This is a genomic window from Rhizobium tropici CIAT 899 (assembly GCF_000330885.1).
Taxonomy (GTDB): Bacteria; Pseudomonadota; Alphaproteobacteria; order Rhizobiales; family Rhizobiaceae; genus Rhizobium; species Rhizobium tropici.
In genome coordinates, this window is the sequence record NC_020059.1 from 966,662 (window position 1) to 980,515 (window position 13,854).

Below are 13,854 nucleotides of genomic sequence, written 5' to 3' on the forward strand. Positions count from 1 at the left end.
AGAATTGCACCCATAGGCCTGCGGCGTGCCCTTAGCCGCTTGCGCTTCTGGAAGCAGGGACCGGCGACGACAGCGAAGTGACGATGTCCTCCATCGGCGCGAGCTGCTCCAGCGGCCCGATCGCAGAAAGCGTCGGTACTGTATCGAAGAACAGGCGGCCGGCAAGATCCGTCAGGCGCTCGATCGTGATGCCTTCCAGGCGCTCCAGCATCTCCTGGTTCGGGATGGGGCGGCCATAAAGCATCATCTGCCTTGCGACCTGGCCGGCGCGAGCGGCCGGGCTTTCCTGACCCATCAGCAGCTGTGCGCGGATCTGAGCGCGGGCGCGCTCGATTTCCTGCTGCTGAATGTCATGGGAGGATTTATGCAGCTCGTCGACGATGACGGGCAGCAGTTCCGGCAGGTTCTCGCCGCCGGTCGCGGCATGGATGCCGAAGATGCCCGTGTCGGAGAAGCCCCAATGGAAGGCATAGACCGAATAACAGAGGCCGCGGAATTCGCGCACTTCCTGGAAAAGGCGCGAGGACATGCCGCCGCCGAGGATGTTGGCGAGAATCTGCGAACAGTAGAAATCGCGGGTGTGATAGGCGCGGCCTTCAAAGCCGAGCAGGATCTGCGCATCCATCAGGTCGCGCGTTTCGCGAATGTTGCCTCCTATATAACGCGCTGGCTCGATAACGGGCGGAGCGGACGGTTTGGTCGGAAGGCTGGAGAAGCGCTCCTCGACCTGGCGCACGAAGCTTTCATGGTCGACAGCGCCTGCCGCCACCACGAACATGCGGTCGGTCGTATAGTTGCGGCCGAGATAATGGCGGATCTGTTCCGGCGAGAAGGAGACGACGGTTTCCGGCGTGCCGAGAATGGCCCGTCCGAGCGTCTGACCGCGATAGGCGACCTCGGAAAACTTGTCGAAGACGACATCGTCGGGCGTGTCGTTGGCGGCATTGATTTCCTGCAGGATGACCTGTTTTTCGCGCGCCAGCTCTTCTTCGTCGAAGGCCGACTCGGTCAGGATATCGGCAAGGATATCGACGGCGAGCGGTACATGGTCCTTCAGCACGCGGGCATAATAGGACGTGGTTTCCGTCGAGGTGGCGGCGTTGACTTCGCCGCCGACATTCTCGATTTCCTCGGCGATCTGCCGGGCCGTGCGCCGCGCCGTACCCTTGAACGCCATATGCTCGAGCAGATGCGCGATACCGTGTTCTGCTTCGGTCTCGTTACGCGAACCCGACTTGATCCAAACTCCGAGAGCCACGCTTTCGAGGTGTGGCATCGATTGGGTCGCTACTGTCAGCCCGGACGCTAGCCGGGTGCACTCCACTGTCATCGCCTGTCTTTCCGCGTCTGCTATTCGCCGGTCCGGATATGCTTGCCGATAAAGCTTTCGACGGCTTTAAGTTCCGGATCGAGAATGTCGAAACGCTCCTCCCTGGTCATCAGACCAGCAAGCCACGTCGGAAGCGCCGGGTCAATACCGGATGCGGATTTTACTGCGGCAGGGAATTTTGCCGGGTGGGCGGTCGCCAGTGTCACCATCGGGCTGCTGGGACGCTCGTTCTTGTTCGCAATGAAGACGCCGATCGCCGTGTGCGGATCGAGCAGATAGCCCGTATCGGCAAGGGTTTTGCGGATCGTTTCGGCCACCTGCTTCTCGCTGGCGCGGCCGGCGCGGAAGTCCTTCTTGATGAACTTCAGAGCCTCTTCGCTGACCGAAAATCCGTTCGACTGCTTCAGGCTTTCCATGGCGGCACGCACCTTGGAGGCGTCTCGGCCGTTCGCTTCGAACAGAAGCCGCTCGAAGTTGGAGGAGATCTGGATATCCATCGATGGCGAAGTCGTGGCCTTGACCGAGCGCATCTCATAGCGGCCGGTCTTCAGCATGCGTGCCAGGATATCGTTCTCGTTGGTGGCGATAACAAGCTTTTCGATCGGCAGGCCCATGCGCTTGGCGACATAACCGGCGAAAATATCACCGAAATTGCCTGTTGGTACGGTGAACGAGATTTTCCGGTCCGGACCGCCAAGGGCGACAGCTGTCGTGAAGTAGTAAACCACCTGCGCCATGATTCGCGCCCAGTTGATGGAATTGACGCCGGAAAGCTTGACCCTGTCGCGGAAGGCTGCGTCGTTGAACATGGCTTTGACGAGGTTCTGGCAGTCGTCGAAATTGCCCTTGATGGCCAGCGCATGCACATTTGCCGCGGTCGAGGTGGTCATCTGCCGCTGCTGCACCGGCGAGACTTTCTCATGCGGGAAGAGAATGAAGATATCGGTGCGCTCGCGCCCGGCAAAGGCGTCGATCGCCGCACCGCCGGTATCACCCGAGGTCGCGCCGACGATGGTGGCTCGCTGGCCGCGCTTCTCCAGCGCATAGTCCATCAGCCGCGCCAGCAGCTGCATGGCGACATCCTTGAAGGCGAGCGTCGTGCCATGGAAAAGCTCCATGACGAAGCTGTTCGCTCCCGTCTGGACGAGCGGCGCCACGGCCGGATGCCGGAAGGTGGCATAGGCATCATCGATCATGCCGCGAAAGACATCGGCCGGGATTTCGCCGTTGGTGAAGGGCGAAAGGACGGCGAAGGCGACATCCTGATAGCTCTTGCCGCGGAACGCACGGATTTCCTTCTTCGTCAGGACAGGCCATTCACGGGGAACATAAAGCCCGCCATCACGAGCGAGGCCGGCCAGGAGGGCGTCGCAGAAGCCAAGGGCAGGGGCTTCTCCCCGCGTTGAAATGTAGTCCACGGTCTAGAATTCCTTTGGTCGCAAAATTGCCTGAGTGATCGATTGAGAGGGTAGAGGAACGAAGCGACGGCGGCCGGTCTTTTTGCGTCGGATCAGCCGCGTGGTTTTCGCGTTTGCGCAAGGCGCGTGGGATCTGCGCCGGGCGGAGGCCGTTTGTGGCAATCTGTCGATCTCGAAAAGTGAGCCAAAACGGTGTCTACCCAATCGATTTTTCGCTGCGTCGCTGGTATAGACCATCGCCAAGTGTCATAAAAGGCCCGTTTGACAGGCTGCGGGCCGATAATGTGAAATATATGGAGAGGGTGGAATAATAGTGTTTGGCAAGGTTTCGCGTCGTCTTTTCTCCGCTTCGCTTCTGGCATTGCTGACGGGCTGCAGCACTCTCGGCATCGGCGGCAACAGTGAAAAACAGCCGGCAACGGATGTAACGGTGGCGCCGCAAACGGGAGCCGCGACGGCTGCTCCGACTGGCGGCCAGTCTTACGTCGCGGGCAAGTGCCCGCAGGCCGTTATCCGCGACGAGGATTCCGTCTACCGCACCTACGCCAAAGGCGCCAAGGACGACCCGAACCAGCTGATCTATCAGGCTTCGCTGGCTCAGGCGACCCGCCAGTGCACCACGGACGGCACCAGCCTCGGCATTCACGTCGTGGCGCAGGGACGGCTGGTTGCTGGCCCCATGGGCAGCTCCGGCAAGGTTACCTTGCCGATCCATGTTGCCGTCATGGATAACGACAACGCGCTCTATAGCAAGACTGTTATGTATACGGCGGAAATCCCGCCGGGCGAGACGACGGCGCAGTTCCTCTTCACCGATGACGACATCCAGGTTGCCGGCGGTTCTGGCGGCTTCACCATCGTACAGATCGGCTTCGATCAAGGCCCGCAGAAGCCCGTGAAGGGTGCGAAGCCGGCGCACAAGAAGCGTCACTAAGGTTGGGATCAGGCAGTAGGCAGTAGGCAGTAGGCAGTAGTAAAAGATCGCCTTGTCCTTGCTGCCGACGGCACCATAGCGGCAACATCTATTGCCTATTGCCTATTGCCTATTGCCTATTGCCTATTGCCTATTGCCTGTTGCCTCACAAAACGCCGTCCCATTCGGCGAGCGCCATGACGACGCCCGGCAAGTCGGCCATGCGGCTGACGACGGTTTCGGCACCGGCGTCCGTCAGACGATCGGCATGCGAGGGATAGGTATGCGATGCCCCGGTAAAGCCGATGACGCGCATGCCGGCGGCGCGCGCGGCCTGAACGCCGTGGACCGAATCTTCGACGACGATCGTATTGGCCGGGCTGACATTCATCTGCTTGGCGCCATGCAGGAAGATGTCCGGTTTCGGCTTCACGCGGTCGGCACCGAGGTCCTTGGCGGAAAAGATGTTCGGAGCAAACAGCTTGATGTAGCCGACCTTCGTCAGCATCATCTCGAGACGGGCGGAGCTGGAATTAGAGCAGATGCAGCGCGGCATCGGCAGCCGCGACAACGCCTGCGGCACGCCCGGGATAGCCTGGACATCACTGGCAAGCTTCAGGTCGAGCAGCTTCTCGGATTTGTCGAGCAGCGATGCAGAGAGCGGAATGCTGGCCTCGCGCTCGACTTCGAACAGGATGTTGCGCCAGGTCATGCCGGCGAAGCGCTCGCCCATTTCCTCGGTGCTGATCGGATAGCCCGCATCGGTCAGCAGTTTCGATTCGACCTCGGCCGCGATGATTTCCGAATCGACCAGAACGCCGTCGCAGTCGAAAATGATGAGGTCGAAACCATTGCTCATGAAATTACTGCCTTTGATGTGGCTGGGATCGGCACGCTCCAGGAAACCATCGGTGTTTCGGGAGGTGCTCTGAAAAACGACCGCCGGGCTTTACACGATATGTCGGCAAAGCTCAACCAATTGGCGGGCATGGCTGCGCTGCAGTGAGCGAAAGGGTCGAAATGCGCAAAAGAGGCGACGAGGGTTTCTTGTCGCTCGACATCCGGCAGGCCCGCCTTTAAGGATCGGCCATGGCCAAGGAGCGCGACGACACCATTGCCAGCCGCATCAGCCGGGTGCTTGCCGACCGCATCATCCGCGGCGAGATCGCGCCCGATGCCCGCCTGCGGCAGGATCACATCGCCGAAGAGTTCGGCACGAGCCACGTGCCCGTGCGCGAGGCGTTCCGTCGGCTGGAGGCGCAGGGGCTGGCAATCAGCCTGCCGCGCCGTGGCGTCCGTGTCGCCTCTTTCGATCTCAAGGAGGTCCGCGAGGTTGCGGAAATGCGCGCAGCCCTCGAAGGTCTTGCACTCAAGCATGCAGCCCCGCATCTGACTTCAGCTATTCTGGATGAGGCGGAACAGGCGACGCGCGATGGCGATGCCGCCGGTGACGTCCACGCCTGGGAGGAGGCCAATCGGCGCTTCCATCGCCTGATCCTGGCGCCCTGCGGCATGGTACGTCTGCTCGCGGCGATCGACGATCTGCATGCCGTGAGCGCCCGCTTTCTCTTCTCCGCCTGGCAATCCGGCTGGGAAAGGCGCACGGATCACGACCACCGCGCCATTCTGGCGGCGCTCCGTCAGGGCCGGGCCGAAGAGGCTGCCGCGATCCTGCAGAAGCATGTGCAATGGATCGGCCGCGCGCCTGTGCGCACGCCTTCGGGATCGACACGCGACGCCTTCGCAATCGTCGGCTAAAAATTATAGATAATTTTGAGAGGCATGGTGGAGTACGTCCCTGCGAGCTGTGCTCCGTTAGGAGTTTTGTCGCCTTGCCGCTGCTGTATGTCGGTCAGCATTCAGCGGCAGCTCGCCGCGCTTTCCGGATTTATTGCCATTATTTTTCAATGGAATTTCGTGCTCGGTCAAAATATCCGTCGCTTGCCACTTGCCTGATTTCGCGATCTCTCTCATAAAATAGATGAGACTAAAAAATTATCTATAATTTTAAAAGGAGAGCCAATGTCCCTGTTGCAGCATCATGATGAAGTCGCTTTCGATCCGCTCCGCCTCGGGCAGCGTTCGCTTGTTACCAAGGCTGTGTTCGTCCTCGCCGGAACGCTGATCCTGGCGCTTGCATCGCGAATCTCTGTGCCGATGGTGCCGGTGCCGATCACCATGCAGACATTCGCGATCACCATGATCGGCGCGCTCTATGGCTGGCGTCTTGGTGCGATCACGGTTTTCGCCTGGCTAGGCGAAGCCGCGATCGGCTTTCCGGTGCTCGCCGGCGGAGCAGGCGGCGTTGCGCCCTTCGTGGGGCCGACTGCGGGTTATCTGGTCTCCTTCCCGATTATCGCAGCCCTTGTCGGCTGGCTTGCGGAGCGCGGCTGGAGCGGCAATCGCGTCGTGCGCAGCTTTCTTGCCCATTTCTCGGCCAACATTCTCTGCCTTGCGATCGGCGGCGCATGGCTTGCAGCGCTGATCGGCGCGGAAAAGGGCTGGCTGCTTGGCGTAGCGCCCTTCATTCTCGGCGCCGTGCTCAAGTCGGCGCTTGCAGCTGCCGTGCTGAAGATTATCCAGGTCTATAGCGGCAAGGCGCGCCTGAATTGACCGTCAGGCTTCGCGCCCACCATCTGCTCTGCATGCTGACCTTTGTCGGTGAAGGCTATACTTCAGCCTTCACCGACAATTATCGCAACATCGCCGAGCGGCTGTCGGATGGGGAGGAGATCAAACTGGTCTCCGGCCCCGATGACATCTGCGCGCCGCTGCTCGGCGAGGAAGAGCCGCACTGCCTAAAGGTTTCGGTCATCGAGCGGGATGCGGTAGCTCTCGCCGATATCTCGACATTGCTCGGCGAGGAGATCGGCATAGGTGCGGTGCTGGTGCCTGATGCCAGCTTGCTTGCAAAACTCCGTCGCAATTTCGCCGGCGGTGAAATCCGTCACGCCTGCCTGGGCTGCGAATGGGGTGAGCTCTGCAGCCGCATTGCTGCAACCAATTTCAGCGGTGTCCTGATCAAAGCAGCCTAGGGCTTGTCATCCGGCTCAGGCTGCGAGGCGCCATCGCTCAGCTCAAGCGGAAAAAGCGCCAGAAAGCGGCGCTCGCCTTCGGGCGTGAAGAAGATCGAACGGCTGTTTTCGGTGCGCCGCGCCCATCCCTTGTCTAAGAAATTCGAAAGCAGCGCCTTGCCGAGGCTGCCGGCGAGATGCGCACGCCGCTCGCTCCAGTCCAGACAGGATCGGCAAAGCGGGCGGCGGCTCGAGCGCAACCCGGAGAGGTCAATGCCGATCGATACCAGATGCTTTTCGCCGTTCGCCGTCAGGCTCAGGCCTTCGCCCACGGCGGAGATCGATCCGGCCTCGATCAAGCTGTCGAGCATGCGCACACCATAGTCGCCGGCCAGATGATCGTAACAGATGCGCGCCTTTCGCAGCGCCGGCTCCTTCGGGCCGGGACGATGGCGCAGATGGCCGCGGCTTGCGGCAAAGCCCATGATGCCCTCGAGCAGCTTGCCGACCCGATCGTCGGCCAGCGTGAAATAGCGATGCCGGCCCTGCTTGCGCTGTGCCAGCAGGCCGCCTGCTTCAAGCTTGGAAAGATGGGCGCTCGCAGTCTGCAGCGTCACGCCGGCAGCAGCCGCCAGTTCCGTCGCCGTCAGCGCGCGGCCGCCCATCAGCGCCGTCAAAATGTTCGCTCGCGCGGGGTCGCCGATCAGCGAGCCGATCTGTGCTATGTCTGGACCTTCTTTCATACTTCGATCGTAACCGAACCATCTCCGTCCTGCAACGTGCGAAAACCTCTGCATCAGCAAGGGAGAAAGCCTATGATCACCTGTTTCATCCGCTATCAGATCGACCCATTCAAGCAGGACGCCTTCGCGGAATATGGCAAGGCCTGGGGCCAGGTCATTCCGCGCAACGGCGCCGACCTGATCGGCTATTTCGCACCGCACGAGGGCTCGCTGACAACGGCTTGCGGCATCTACAACATCGACAATCTCGCCGCCTACGAGGCCTATCGCAAGAGCCTCGCTGCTGATCCGCTGGCGCAGGTCAATCTCGATTTTGCCCGGCGCGAGCGTTTCATCTTGCAGGAGGATCGCATCTTCCTAAAAAATATCTCCCTGCCGCACGCTCCAAGGATATCGCCATGATCGCAGTCATTTTCGAAGTCATTCCCCATCCCGACGAACGTCAGCGCTATCTTGACATTGCCGCGAGGCTGCGTTCGGAACTGGAGACAATCGACGGTTTCGTCTCCATCGAACGCTTCGAGAGCCTCACTCAGCCGGGCAAGATCCTCTCGCTGTCCTTCTGGCGCGACGAGGGAGCCGTTCGCGAATGGCGAAACCGCGAGGCGCATCGCGCCGCCCAGAAAGCGGGGCGCAAGACGGTCTTTGCCGACTATCGTTTGCGTGTCGCGCAGGTGCTTCGTGATTACGGGATGACGGAACGCGCAGAGGCGCCCGACGACAGCCACGCAGTGCACGACATCTAGGGCTTTCAACGCGATAGCGCCTTTTGACGAGGCCTGCATTCTCGGCGGCTTCGTCGGGAATGCAGAAAATATGACGCCGCTTTAGTCTTTGGTAACCAAGTTAGGTAACCATAACACTCAATTAAGAGCACCGAGTAAGTGTAACAGCGAGTATCAAATGGCGTCAGTTTTCCCGCTTGCCGACCTCAGGACCTCCGCAATCCCGGGTTCCTGGATCGACACGATCATCAAGGGCGATTGCGTGGCCGCTCTTGAGGCACTGCCCAATCAATCCGTCGACGTCATCTTCGCCGACCCGCCGTACAATCTCCAGCTCGGCGGCACGCTGCACCGTCCGGATCAGTCGCTGGTCGATGCAGTCGATGACGAGTGGGACCAGTTCGCCTCCTTCGAAGCCTATGATGCCTTCACCCGCGCCTGGCTGCTCGCCTGCCGCCGCGTTCTGAAGCCGACGGGCACGATCTGGGTCATCGGCTCCTATCACAATATCTTCCGCGTCGGCGCAACCCTGCAGGATCTGAACTTCTGGATCCTCAACGACATCGTCTGGCGCAAGACCAACCCGATGCCGAATTTCAAGGGGCGCCGTTTCCAGAACGCGCATGAGACGATGATCTGGGCAAGCCCGAATGCCAAGGCGAAGGGCTACACCTTCAACTACGATGCCATGAAGGCCGCCAACGACGACGTGCAGATGCGCTCGGACTGGCTGTTCCCGATCTGCAACGGCAATGAGAGGCTGAAGGGCGACGACGGCAAGAAGGTGCATCCGACGCAGAAGCCGGAAGCGCTGCTGGCTCGTGTCATCATGGCTTCGTCCAAGCCCGGCGACATCATTCTCGATCCCTTTTTCGGATCGGGCACGACCGGTGCGGTTGCCAAGCGTCTCGGCCGCCACTTCGTCGGCATCGAGCGCGAGCAGGATTATATCGACGCGGCAAGCGCCCGCATCGCCGCCGTAGAACCGCTCGGCAAGGCGGAACTGACCGTGATGACCGGCAAGAAGGCCGAAGTACGCGTGGCGTTCAACGTGCTCATCGAAAGCGGCCTCATCAAGCCCGGCCAGGTGCTGACGGATGCCAAGCGCCGCCATAGCGCCATCGTCCGCGCCGACGGCACGGTTGCCTCCGGTGGCGAGGCCGGCTCCATTCATCGCCTTGGCGCGAAAGTCCAGGGCCTTGATGCATGCAATGGGTGGATGTTCTGGCATTTCGACGACGGCCGTTCCCTGCGCCCGATCGACGAACTCAGGGCCATCATCCGCAGCGATCTGGCCAAGGTTGAGTAGTCTCAACCGCTAAACAGGTCCGGTTTCAAAGCCGCCCCACGGCTGCCGGATGCCTTTCAGATCGACATATCCGTCTTCTTCCGTCGTGTACCTCCAGTTGGGAAGAAGACGAAACACCCAGGGCCTTATCGGATATATTGTACGGTAAGGCCCTGGATTTTTCAGCTTCGGATCTCAGAAGTCTTTATAATCCGTGACATCGACGCGCACGACACGGCCGTCTTCGTTAAACGTGATCGTTTCCTCGCCTTCGCGGATCAGCGGCTTGCCCGTCTTGCTGTTGGTGGCCCGGACAGACCAGACGGCGCGGCCGGACAGCGGCGTCAGCGTTTCCACGAGGGAATTCGATGCCGTCTGGTCCGGATAGGTGTCGAAATAGCCGCGGAAGGCTTCCATGATCGCCGCGCGGCCGGCAAGGCTGCCGACGCCGTTGGAGACATAGGTGGCATCCTCTGCGAAGAAGTTCTCGATTGCCTCATAGTCGAGGCGATTGATTGCGTCATGGAACAGATCGATGCGCTGTGCGGGATCGAAGGTCATCGGCTCAAACCTTTATGCCATGGGCGGCGAGATCGCTGCGCAGCTTCTCGGCGCCGGTGAAGTGAACTGCATGCCATCCGGCAGCCCGCGCGCCCTCGACGTTCGGATAGGAATCGTCGATGAAAATCGTCGCGGCCGGATCGAGGTCGAAGCTCCTGGCGTGGGTATCATAAATCGCGACATCCGGCTTGATCAGCCCGATATCACCGGAAACCGTGACGCCGCGTGGCTTCCTGAGGAAGGGATAGCGCTCCTGCGCCTCACGAAACGTATCGGAGGCAAAATTGGTCAGCATGGTGACGTCGCGTCCCTCAGCGATCAGCTGTTCCAGAATGGCGACGCTGTCTTCATAGGCATGTGGAACCATCTCGTGCCAGTATTTGCGGAAGCTGCGGATCTGCTCCTCGCGCTCCGGATGATCGGCGACCAGTAGCGCCTCGGCATCGCTCCAGGTGCGGCCGCGATCCTGCTCAAGGTTCCATTCATGCGTGCAGACATTGGCGAAAAACCATTCGCGCTCGGCATGGTCCGGAATGATCCGGCTGTAGGGAAGGTTTGGATCATAGTGGATGAGAACCTTGCCGATATCGAAAACGATATGCCGTATTTCCGTCGTCATGAATGAATTCCTGATTTTTGCTCTAAAGGCATTTTTGCGAACGCATTGGGAATAGCCCGCGCGATCGCTTTTTTCATGACTGTTGGCAGTGCCTGGTCTTCAAGATTTGTAACCGGCGCCCACCATCCGTCATGGTTGTCATTCTGCGAGACCGACCTGGCACGCCAGATCGACAGCCGCAGTTCGAAATGCGTGAAGACATGCGTCACCGTTCCCGCCGGCTGCCAATCGGCCGGGAAGGGGGCTGCCTCGATGCCGGTCTCGCCATCGATGCGCGCCGTCCAGCCCGTCGTCGGCACTTCCGTCATGCCGCCCAGCAACCCGCTTTCAATGCGACGGCGCAGGAAGATTTCCCCCTCGTCATTGATTGCGACGAAGGCCGCGCCCTGGCGCACCGGCTTTTCCTTCTTTGCTGCCTTGACAGGGAATTGCTCGGGATCATGCCCAGCCAGCGCCTGACAGGCGCCGTTGAAGGGACAGAGCGAGCAGACCGGGCGCTTCGGCGTACAGATCGTCGCGCCGAGATCCATCATCGCCTGGGCGAAATCGCCCGGCCGGTCCGCCGGCGTCAGAAGGGCGACCTTCTGTTTCATCAGCGGCTTGGCGCCGGGCAAAGGCGCCGAAATCGCATAGAGGCGGGAAATGACGCGCTCGACATTGCCGTCCATCACGGCTGCCTGGCGATTGAAGGCGATGGCGGCGACGGCGGCGGATGTATAATCGCCGATGCCGGGCAGCGCGCGCAGGCCTTCTTCAGTATCTGGAAAGTGGCCGCCATGATCGGCTGCGACTGCCTCGGCGCATTTCTTCAGGTTGCGGGCGCGAGCGTAGTAGCCGAGCCCCGCCCAGGCCGCCATGACGTCTTCATTCGCAGCGGCGGCAAGATCATCGACCGTCGGCCAGCGCTCCAGGAATTTGGCGAAATAGGATTTAACCGCCGGCACTGTCGTCTGTTGCAACATCACTTCTGACAGCCACACGCGATAGGGATCGGGCTTGATGCCACGCGCGGCCATCGGCGGCGAGACCCGCCAGGGCAAGTCGCGGTGGTGTCGGTCGTACCAGGCAAGCAGGCGTGCGGCCGTGGGGGATTCTAAAGTCGTGGTCATGATTTGCCGCGTCGAGGGGAAGTGCTCTATACTTGGCCAAGCTGCGTCGGGCGATCAAGGTCCGCGATGCACAAAGCATGCACCGGAAGCCGATTGAGATGAGTTATCCCCGAAAAGGCGAAAAGCAGATTTCCGAGTTGACCAACGGTATCGTCGATCCGGTGCTGGCAAAGCGCGCCGGCATCAATACGACGCTGCTCGGCTGCTGGGATGAGATCGCCGGCGAGGAATTCGCCGATTGCACGCGGCCGGAAAAGATCGCCTGGGCCAGGCGAACCGGCCCTGGCATGGATGACCGCTATCAACCCGGCGTGCTGACGATCGCCTGCGAGGGTGCCCGCGCACTCTTCCTGACCCATGCGCAAGGCGAACTCATCCAGCGTATCAACAGCTTCTTCGGTTTCTATGCCGTCGATCAGATCCGCATCGTGCAGAAGCCAGTCTCGGTCGCCTCCAAACGCTCCCGCACGCCACCGCCTCTGAAGGGCGAGGCGGCGCGGAAGCTGGCTGACATGATGGATGGCATCGAGGATGAGAAGATCAGGGCTGCCGTTCAGCGTTTGGGTACGGCGATGGTGTGGAAGCGGGGTAGGACGTAATCCAGACTTGCCTTTGCTAATGACACTGTCATACTCGGGCGGAGTATTTGTAAGGAAACTGGATATGCGAAGCAGTCGGCCGATAACGGTTACACTGGGTAATCAGCAGCGCGGTGTCGATGCGAGACTGGAATCAGGAGCATACGATTCTGCTAGCGAAGTCCTGCGCGCTGCTTTGAGGGCATTGGACCGCGAAGAAGAAGTCATAAATCAAATCATGCGCGCAAAGATCCAGGAAGCGCTTGATGACCCGCGACCCGGCAGAGATGCCGACGAGGTTTTCGATAGAATTAAAAGAATACATGCCGAGCGAATGAAAGCAGCTGGTCGTGAATTATAGGATTGTTTTCAGCGCTCTTGCCGAAGACGATCTTGTAGGCATTTATGAATTCATTGCGAAAGATAGCCCGAGCCGCGCATTGTCGTTTATCCAACGGCTCCAACAGCAGTGCAAAACACTCGAGACTATGGCCGATCGAGGTCCTCAACGTGAGAATTTAGGGCCGGGTGTTCGCATATTGGTGTTTGAGCGGCGGGTTACCGCCGCTTACCATATCAAGAACGAGCAAGTCATTATTCTACGTCTCTTTTATGCTGGTCAGAATACTCCATCGACCTTGCTCGACGAGCATTGAACTCGCATGCGTTCCTATCAATTCCGACGAAAATTTAACCTCTCCGTCTTTCCCAGGTCACAATTCTTTGAAGAAAGTTGGTCAACCGTGCCTTGTTAGCGGCAAGCTGCCGTTATATCGCATGAAACATTCGAAGACCTCTTTCAACGACGGGTGACTCTATGCCGATGTCCGACATGCTCTTGACCAAACGCCACCTGCTGGGCGGCTCTGCCGTTGCCGCCCTCTCCGTGGCGTTCTCTGCCGTTGCCGGCACCGCATCCGCCGCGACTGCCGAAGATGAAGTGCCGCCGTCCGACGGCAATGTCGACATGAACGAAGTGCTGAAGCCCGGCCCGCTGCCGGAGATTGCGCTCGGCAAGGAAGATGCGCCCGTCAAGATCGTCGAATACATGTCGCTGACCTGCCCGCACTGCGCGCATTTTGCCGTCACGACTTTCGACACGATCAAACAGAAATACATCGATACCGGCAAGGTTCGCTTCATCATCCGCGAGTTCCCGTTCGATCCGCGCGCTGCCGCGGCCTTTATGCTGGCGCGTTGCGCCCCGCAGGAACAGTACATGCCGATGGTCGAAATGCTGTTCAAGCAGCAGATCGCCTGGGCCTCGCCTGACGTCGACGGCCGCGCCGCATTGCTCCAGATGTCGAAACTCGCTGGTTTTACTGAGGATAGCTTCACGAAGTGCTTGACGAACCAGAAGCTTCTGGATGATGTCAACTCTGTACGGGAACGCGCAGCCAAGGATTTCGGAGTCAACGCCACGCCGACCTTCCTGATCAATGGCAAGCGCTATGCAGGGGACATGTCTATTGCTGCCATGTCGAAGCTTATCGACAGCCTGCTCTGATCCGCGCCTTTTTACATCACAGGCGGGCGGCTGGGGCCGCACGCCTGTT

The 13,854-nt window shown here is 60.0% G+C and carries 18 protein-coding genes; 11 read left to right on the forward strand and 7 right to left on the reverse strand.

Annotation, left to right across the window (positions count from 1 at the left end; all coding sequences use genetic code 11):
- Window positions 1-31: 31 nt before the first annotated feature.
- Together RTCIAT899_RS04675 and thrC are read right to left on the reverse strand one after the other, a co-directional pair.
- Entirely contained in the window at window positions 32-1,330 is a 1,299-nt protein-coding gene (locus RTCIAT899_RS04675; protein WP_015339081.1) for a M16 family metallopeptidase, read from the reverse strand.
- A gap of 20 nt (window positions 1,331-1,350) precedes the next feature.
- Window positions 1,351-2,748, reverse strand: coding sequence for a threonine synthase (gene thrC / locus RTCIAT899_RS04680; RefSeq protein WP_015339082.1), 1,398 nt, complete (start codon window positions 2,746-2,748; stop codon window positions 1,351-1,353).
- A 313-nt stretch (window positions 2,749-3,061) separates the two neighbouring features.
- Here thrC and RTCIAT899_RS04685 point away from each other — a divergent pair, with 313 nt between their 5' ends.
- Entirely contained in the window at window positions 3,062-3,682 is a 621-nt protein-coding gene (locus RTCIAT899_RS04685; protein ID WP_015339083.1) for a hypothetical protein, read from the forward strand.
- Between the two features lie 145 nt (window positions 3,683-3,827).
- Here the strand turns inward: RTCIAT899_RS04685 and RTCIAT899_RS04690 are convergent, their stop codons facing one another.
- Complete coding sequence (locus tag RTCIAT899_RS04690) at window positions 3,828-4,520, reverse strand: HAD family hydrolase (RefSeq protein WP_015339084.1); 693 nt, start codon at window positions 4,518-4,520, stop codon at window positions 3,828-3,830.
- A 230-nt stretch (window positions 4,521-4,750) separates the two neighbouring features.
- Between RTCIAT899_RS04690 and RTCIAT899_RS04695 the strand changes: the two genes are divergently transcribed.
- The 3 genes from RTCIAT899_RS04695 (at window position 4,751) to RTCIAT899_RS04705 (ending at window position 6,696) form a co-directional block, all read left to right on the forward strand.
- Window positions 4,751-5,419 carry a GntR family transcriptional regulator gene (locus RTCIAT899_RS04695; RefSeq protein WP_015339085.1) on the forward strand — a complete coding sequence of 223 codons (669 nt, stop codon included), beginning with the start codon at window positions 4,751-4,753 and terminating at the stop codon, window positions 5,417-5,419.
- 264 nt (window positions 5,420-5,683) lie between these two features.
- Window positions 5,684-6,274, forward strand: a complete 591-nt coding sequence (locus RTCIAT899_RS04700) for a biotin transporter BioY (protein WP_015339086.1) — start codon at window positions 5,684-5,686, stop codon at window positions 6,272-6,274.
- Complete coding sequence (locus RTCIAT899_RS04705; protein WP_015339087.1) at window positions 6,271-6,696, forward strand: DUF1284 domain-containing protein; 426 nt, start codon at window positions 6,271-6,273, stop codon at window positions 6,694-6,696. Before RTCIAT899_RS04700 ends, RTCIAT899_RS04705 begins: the two co-directional genes overlap by 4 nt.
- Here RTCIAT899_RS04705 and RTCIAT899_RS04710 read toward each other — a convergent pair.
- A complete protein-coding gene (locus RTCIAT899_RS04710; RefSeq protein ID WP_015339088.1) occupies window positions 6,693-7,418 on the reverse strand; it encodes an ArsR/SmtB family transcription factor in 726 nt (241 codons plus the stop codon). The genes RTCIAT899_RS04705 and RTCIAT899_RS04710 overlap by 4 nt on opposite strands.
- Before the next feature lie 72 nt (window positions 7,419-7,490).
- On the opposite strand from RTCIAT899_RS04710, the gene RTCIAT899_RS04715 reads away from it, so the two are divergent.
- From RTCIAT899_RS04715 to RTCIAT899_RS04725, 3 genes are all read left to right on the forward strand, one after another.
- Window positions 7,491-7,820 (forward strand): NIPSNAP family protein, encoded by a 330-nt coding sequence (locus tag RTCIAT899_RS04715; protein WP_015339089.1) that lies wholly within the window; start codon window positions 7,491-7,493, stop codon window positions 7,818-7,820.
- On the forward strand, window positions 7,817-8,164 hold the full coding sequence (locus RTCIAT899_RS04720) for an antibiotic biosynthesis monooxygenase family protein (RefSeq protein ID WP_015339090.1): 348 nt from the start codon (window positions 7,817-7,819) through the stop codon (window positions 8,162-8,164). Before RTCIAT899_RS04715 ends, RTCIAT899_RS04720 begins: the two co-directional genes overlap by 4 nt.
- 157 nt (window positions 8,165-8,321) lie before the next feature.
- Window positions 8,322-9,452, forward strand: a complete 1,131-nt coding sequence (locus RTCIAT899_RS04725; protein ID WP_015339091.1) for a site-specific DNA-methyltransferase — start codon at window positions 8,322-8,324, stop codon at window positions 9,450-9,452.
- Between the two features lie 174 nt (window positions 9,453-9,626).
- On the opposite strand, the gene RTCIAT899_RS04730 is transcribed toward RTCIAT899_RS04725, so the two are convergent.
- From RTCIAT899_RS04730 to mutY, 3 genes are read right to left on the reverse strand one after another with little or no spacing between them, the layout of a single operon-like run.
- A complete protein-coding gene (locus RTCIAT899_RS04730; RefSeq protein ID WP_015339092.1) occupies window positions 9,627-9,992 on the reverse strand; it encodes a nuclear transport factor 2 family protein in 366 nt (121 codons plus the stop codon).
- 4 nt (window positions 9,993-9,996) lie between these two features.
- Entirely contained in the window at window positions 9,997-10,611 is a 615-nt protein-coding gene (locus tag RTCIAT899_RS04735) for an HAD family hydrolase (protein WP_015339093.1), read from the reverse strand.
- Window positions 10,608-11,723 carry an A/G-specific adenine glycosylase gene (mutY, locus tag RTCIAT899_RS04740; RefSeq protein ID WP_184461974.1) on the reverse strand — a complete coding sequence of 372 codons (1,116 nt, stop codon included), beginning with the start codon at window positions 11,721-11,723 and terminating at the stop codon, window positions 10,608-10,610. The genes RTCIAT899_RS04735 and mutY overlap by 4 nt, the downstream gene beginning before the upstream one ends.
- A 95-nt stretch (window positions 11,724-11,818) precedes the next feature.
- Here mutY and RTCIAT899_RS04745 point away from each other — a divergent pair, with 95 nt between their 5' ends.
- The 4 genes from RTCIAT899_RS04745 to RTCIAT899_RS04760 all read left to right on the forward strand — a co-directional run bounded on the left by RTCIAT899_RS04745 (window position 11,819) and on the right by RTCIAT899_RS04760 (window position 13,805).
- Window positions 11,819-12,319, forward strand: a complete 501-nt coding sequence (locus tag RTCIAT899_RS04745; RefSeq protein ID WP_041677823.1) for a DUF721 domain-containing protein — start codon at window positions 11,819-11,821, stop codon at window positions 12,317-12,319.
- A 64-nt stretch (window positions 12,320-12,383) separates the two neighbouring features.
- The gene (locus RTCIAT899_RS04750; RefSeq protein WP_041677268.1) at window positions 12,384-12,659 is read left to right on the forward strand and encodes a type II toxin-antitoxin system ParD family antitoxin; all 276 of its coding nucleotides are present in this window, start codon (window positions 12,384-12,386) and stop codon (window positions 12,657-12,659) included.
- Complete coding sequence (locus RTCIAT899_RS04755) at window positions 12,649-12,954, forward strand: type II toxin-antitoxin system RelE/ParE family toxin (RefSeq protein ID WP_041677270.1); 306 nt, start codon at window positions 12,649-12,651, stop codon at window positions 12,952-12,954. The genes RTCIAT899_RS04750 and RTCIAT899_RS04755 overlap by 11 nt, the downstream gene beginning before the upstream one ends.
- Before the next feature lie 161 nt (window positions 12,955-13,115).
- Window positions 13,116-13,805: a DsbA family protein gene (locus tag RTCIAT899_RS04760; RefSeq protein ID WP_015339097.1), complete on the forward strand. Its 690-nt coding sequence runs from the start codon at window positions 13,116-13,118 to the stop codon at window positions 13,803-13,805.
- Window positions 13,806-13,854 lie beyond the last annotated feature (49 nt).

What these genes read in the sequence shown, in the direction of transcription:
- RTCIAT899_RS04675 (WP_015339081.1), bottom strand. Translation starts at nt 1,330, where the DNA reads ATGACAGTGGAGTGCACCCGGCTAGCGTCCGGGCTGACAGTAGCGACC.
- RTCIAT899_RS04690 (WP_015339084.1), bottom strand. Translation starts at nt 4,520, where the DNA reads ATGAGCAATGGTTTCGACCTCATCATTTTCGACTGCGACGGCGTTCTG.
- RTCIAT899_RS04695 (WP_015339085.1), top strand. Translation starts at nt 4,751, where the DNA reads ATGGCCAAGGAGCGCGACGACACCATTGCCAGCCGCATCAGCCGGGTG.
- RTCIAT899_RS04700 (WP_015339086.1), top strand. Translation starts at nt 5,684, where the DNA reads ATGTCCCTGTTGCAGCATCATGATGAAGTCGCTTTCGATCCGCTCCGC.
- RTCIAT899_RS04710 (WP_015339088.1), bottom strand. Translation starts at nt 7,418, where the DNA reads ATGAAAGAAGGTCCAGACATAGCACAGATCGGCTCGCTGATCGGCGAC.
- RTCIAT899_RS04715 (WP_015339089.1), top strand. Translation starts at nt 7,491, where the DNA reads ATGATCACCTGTTTCATCCGCTATCAGATCGACCCATTCAAGCAGGAC.
- RTCIAT899_RS04720 (WP_015339090.1), top strand. Translation starts at nt 7,817, where the DNA reads ATGATCGCAGTCATTTTCGAAGTCATTCCCCATCCCGACGAACGTCAG.
- RTCIAT899_RS04725 (WP_015339091.1), top strand. Translation starts at nt 8,322, where the DNA reads ATGGCGTCAGTTTTCCCGCTTGCCGACCTCAGGACCTCCGCAATCCCG.
- RTCIAT899_RS04730 (WP_015339092.1), bottom strand. Translation starts at nt 9,992, where the DNA reads ATGACCTTCGATCCCGCACAGCGCATCGATCTGTTCCATGACGCAATC.
- RTCIAT899_RS04735 (WP_015339093.1), bottom strand. Translation starts at nt 10,611, where the DNA reads ATGACGACGGAAATACGGCATATCGTTTTCGATATCGGCAAGGTTCTC.
- RTCIAT899_RS04745 (WP_041677823.1), top strand. Translation starts at nt 11,819, where the DNA reads ATGAGTTATCCCCGAAAAGGCGAAAAGCAGATTTCCGAGTTGACCAAC.
- RTCIAT899_RS04750 (WP_041677268.1), top strand. Translation starts at nt 12,384, where the DNA reads ATGCGAAGCAGTCGGCCGATAACGGTTACACTGGGTAATCAGCAGCGC.
- RTCIAT899_RS04760 (WP_015339097.1), top strand. Translation starts at nt 13,116, where the DNA reads ATGCCGATGTCCGACATGCTCTTGACCAAACGCCACCTGCTGGGCGGC.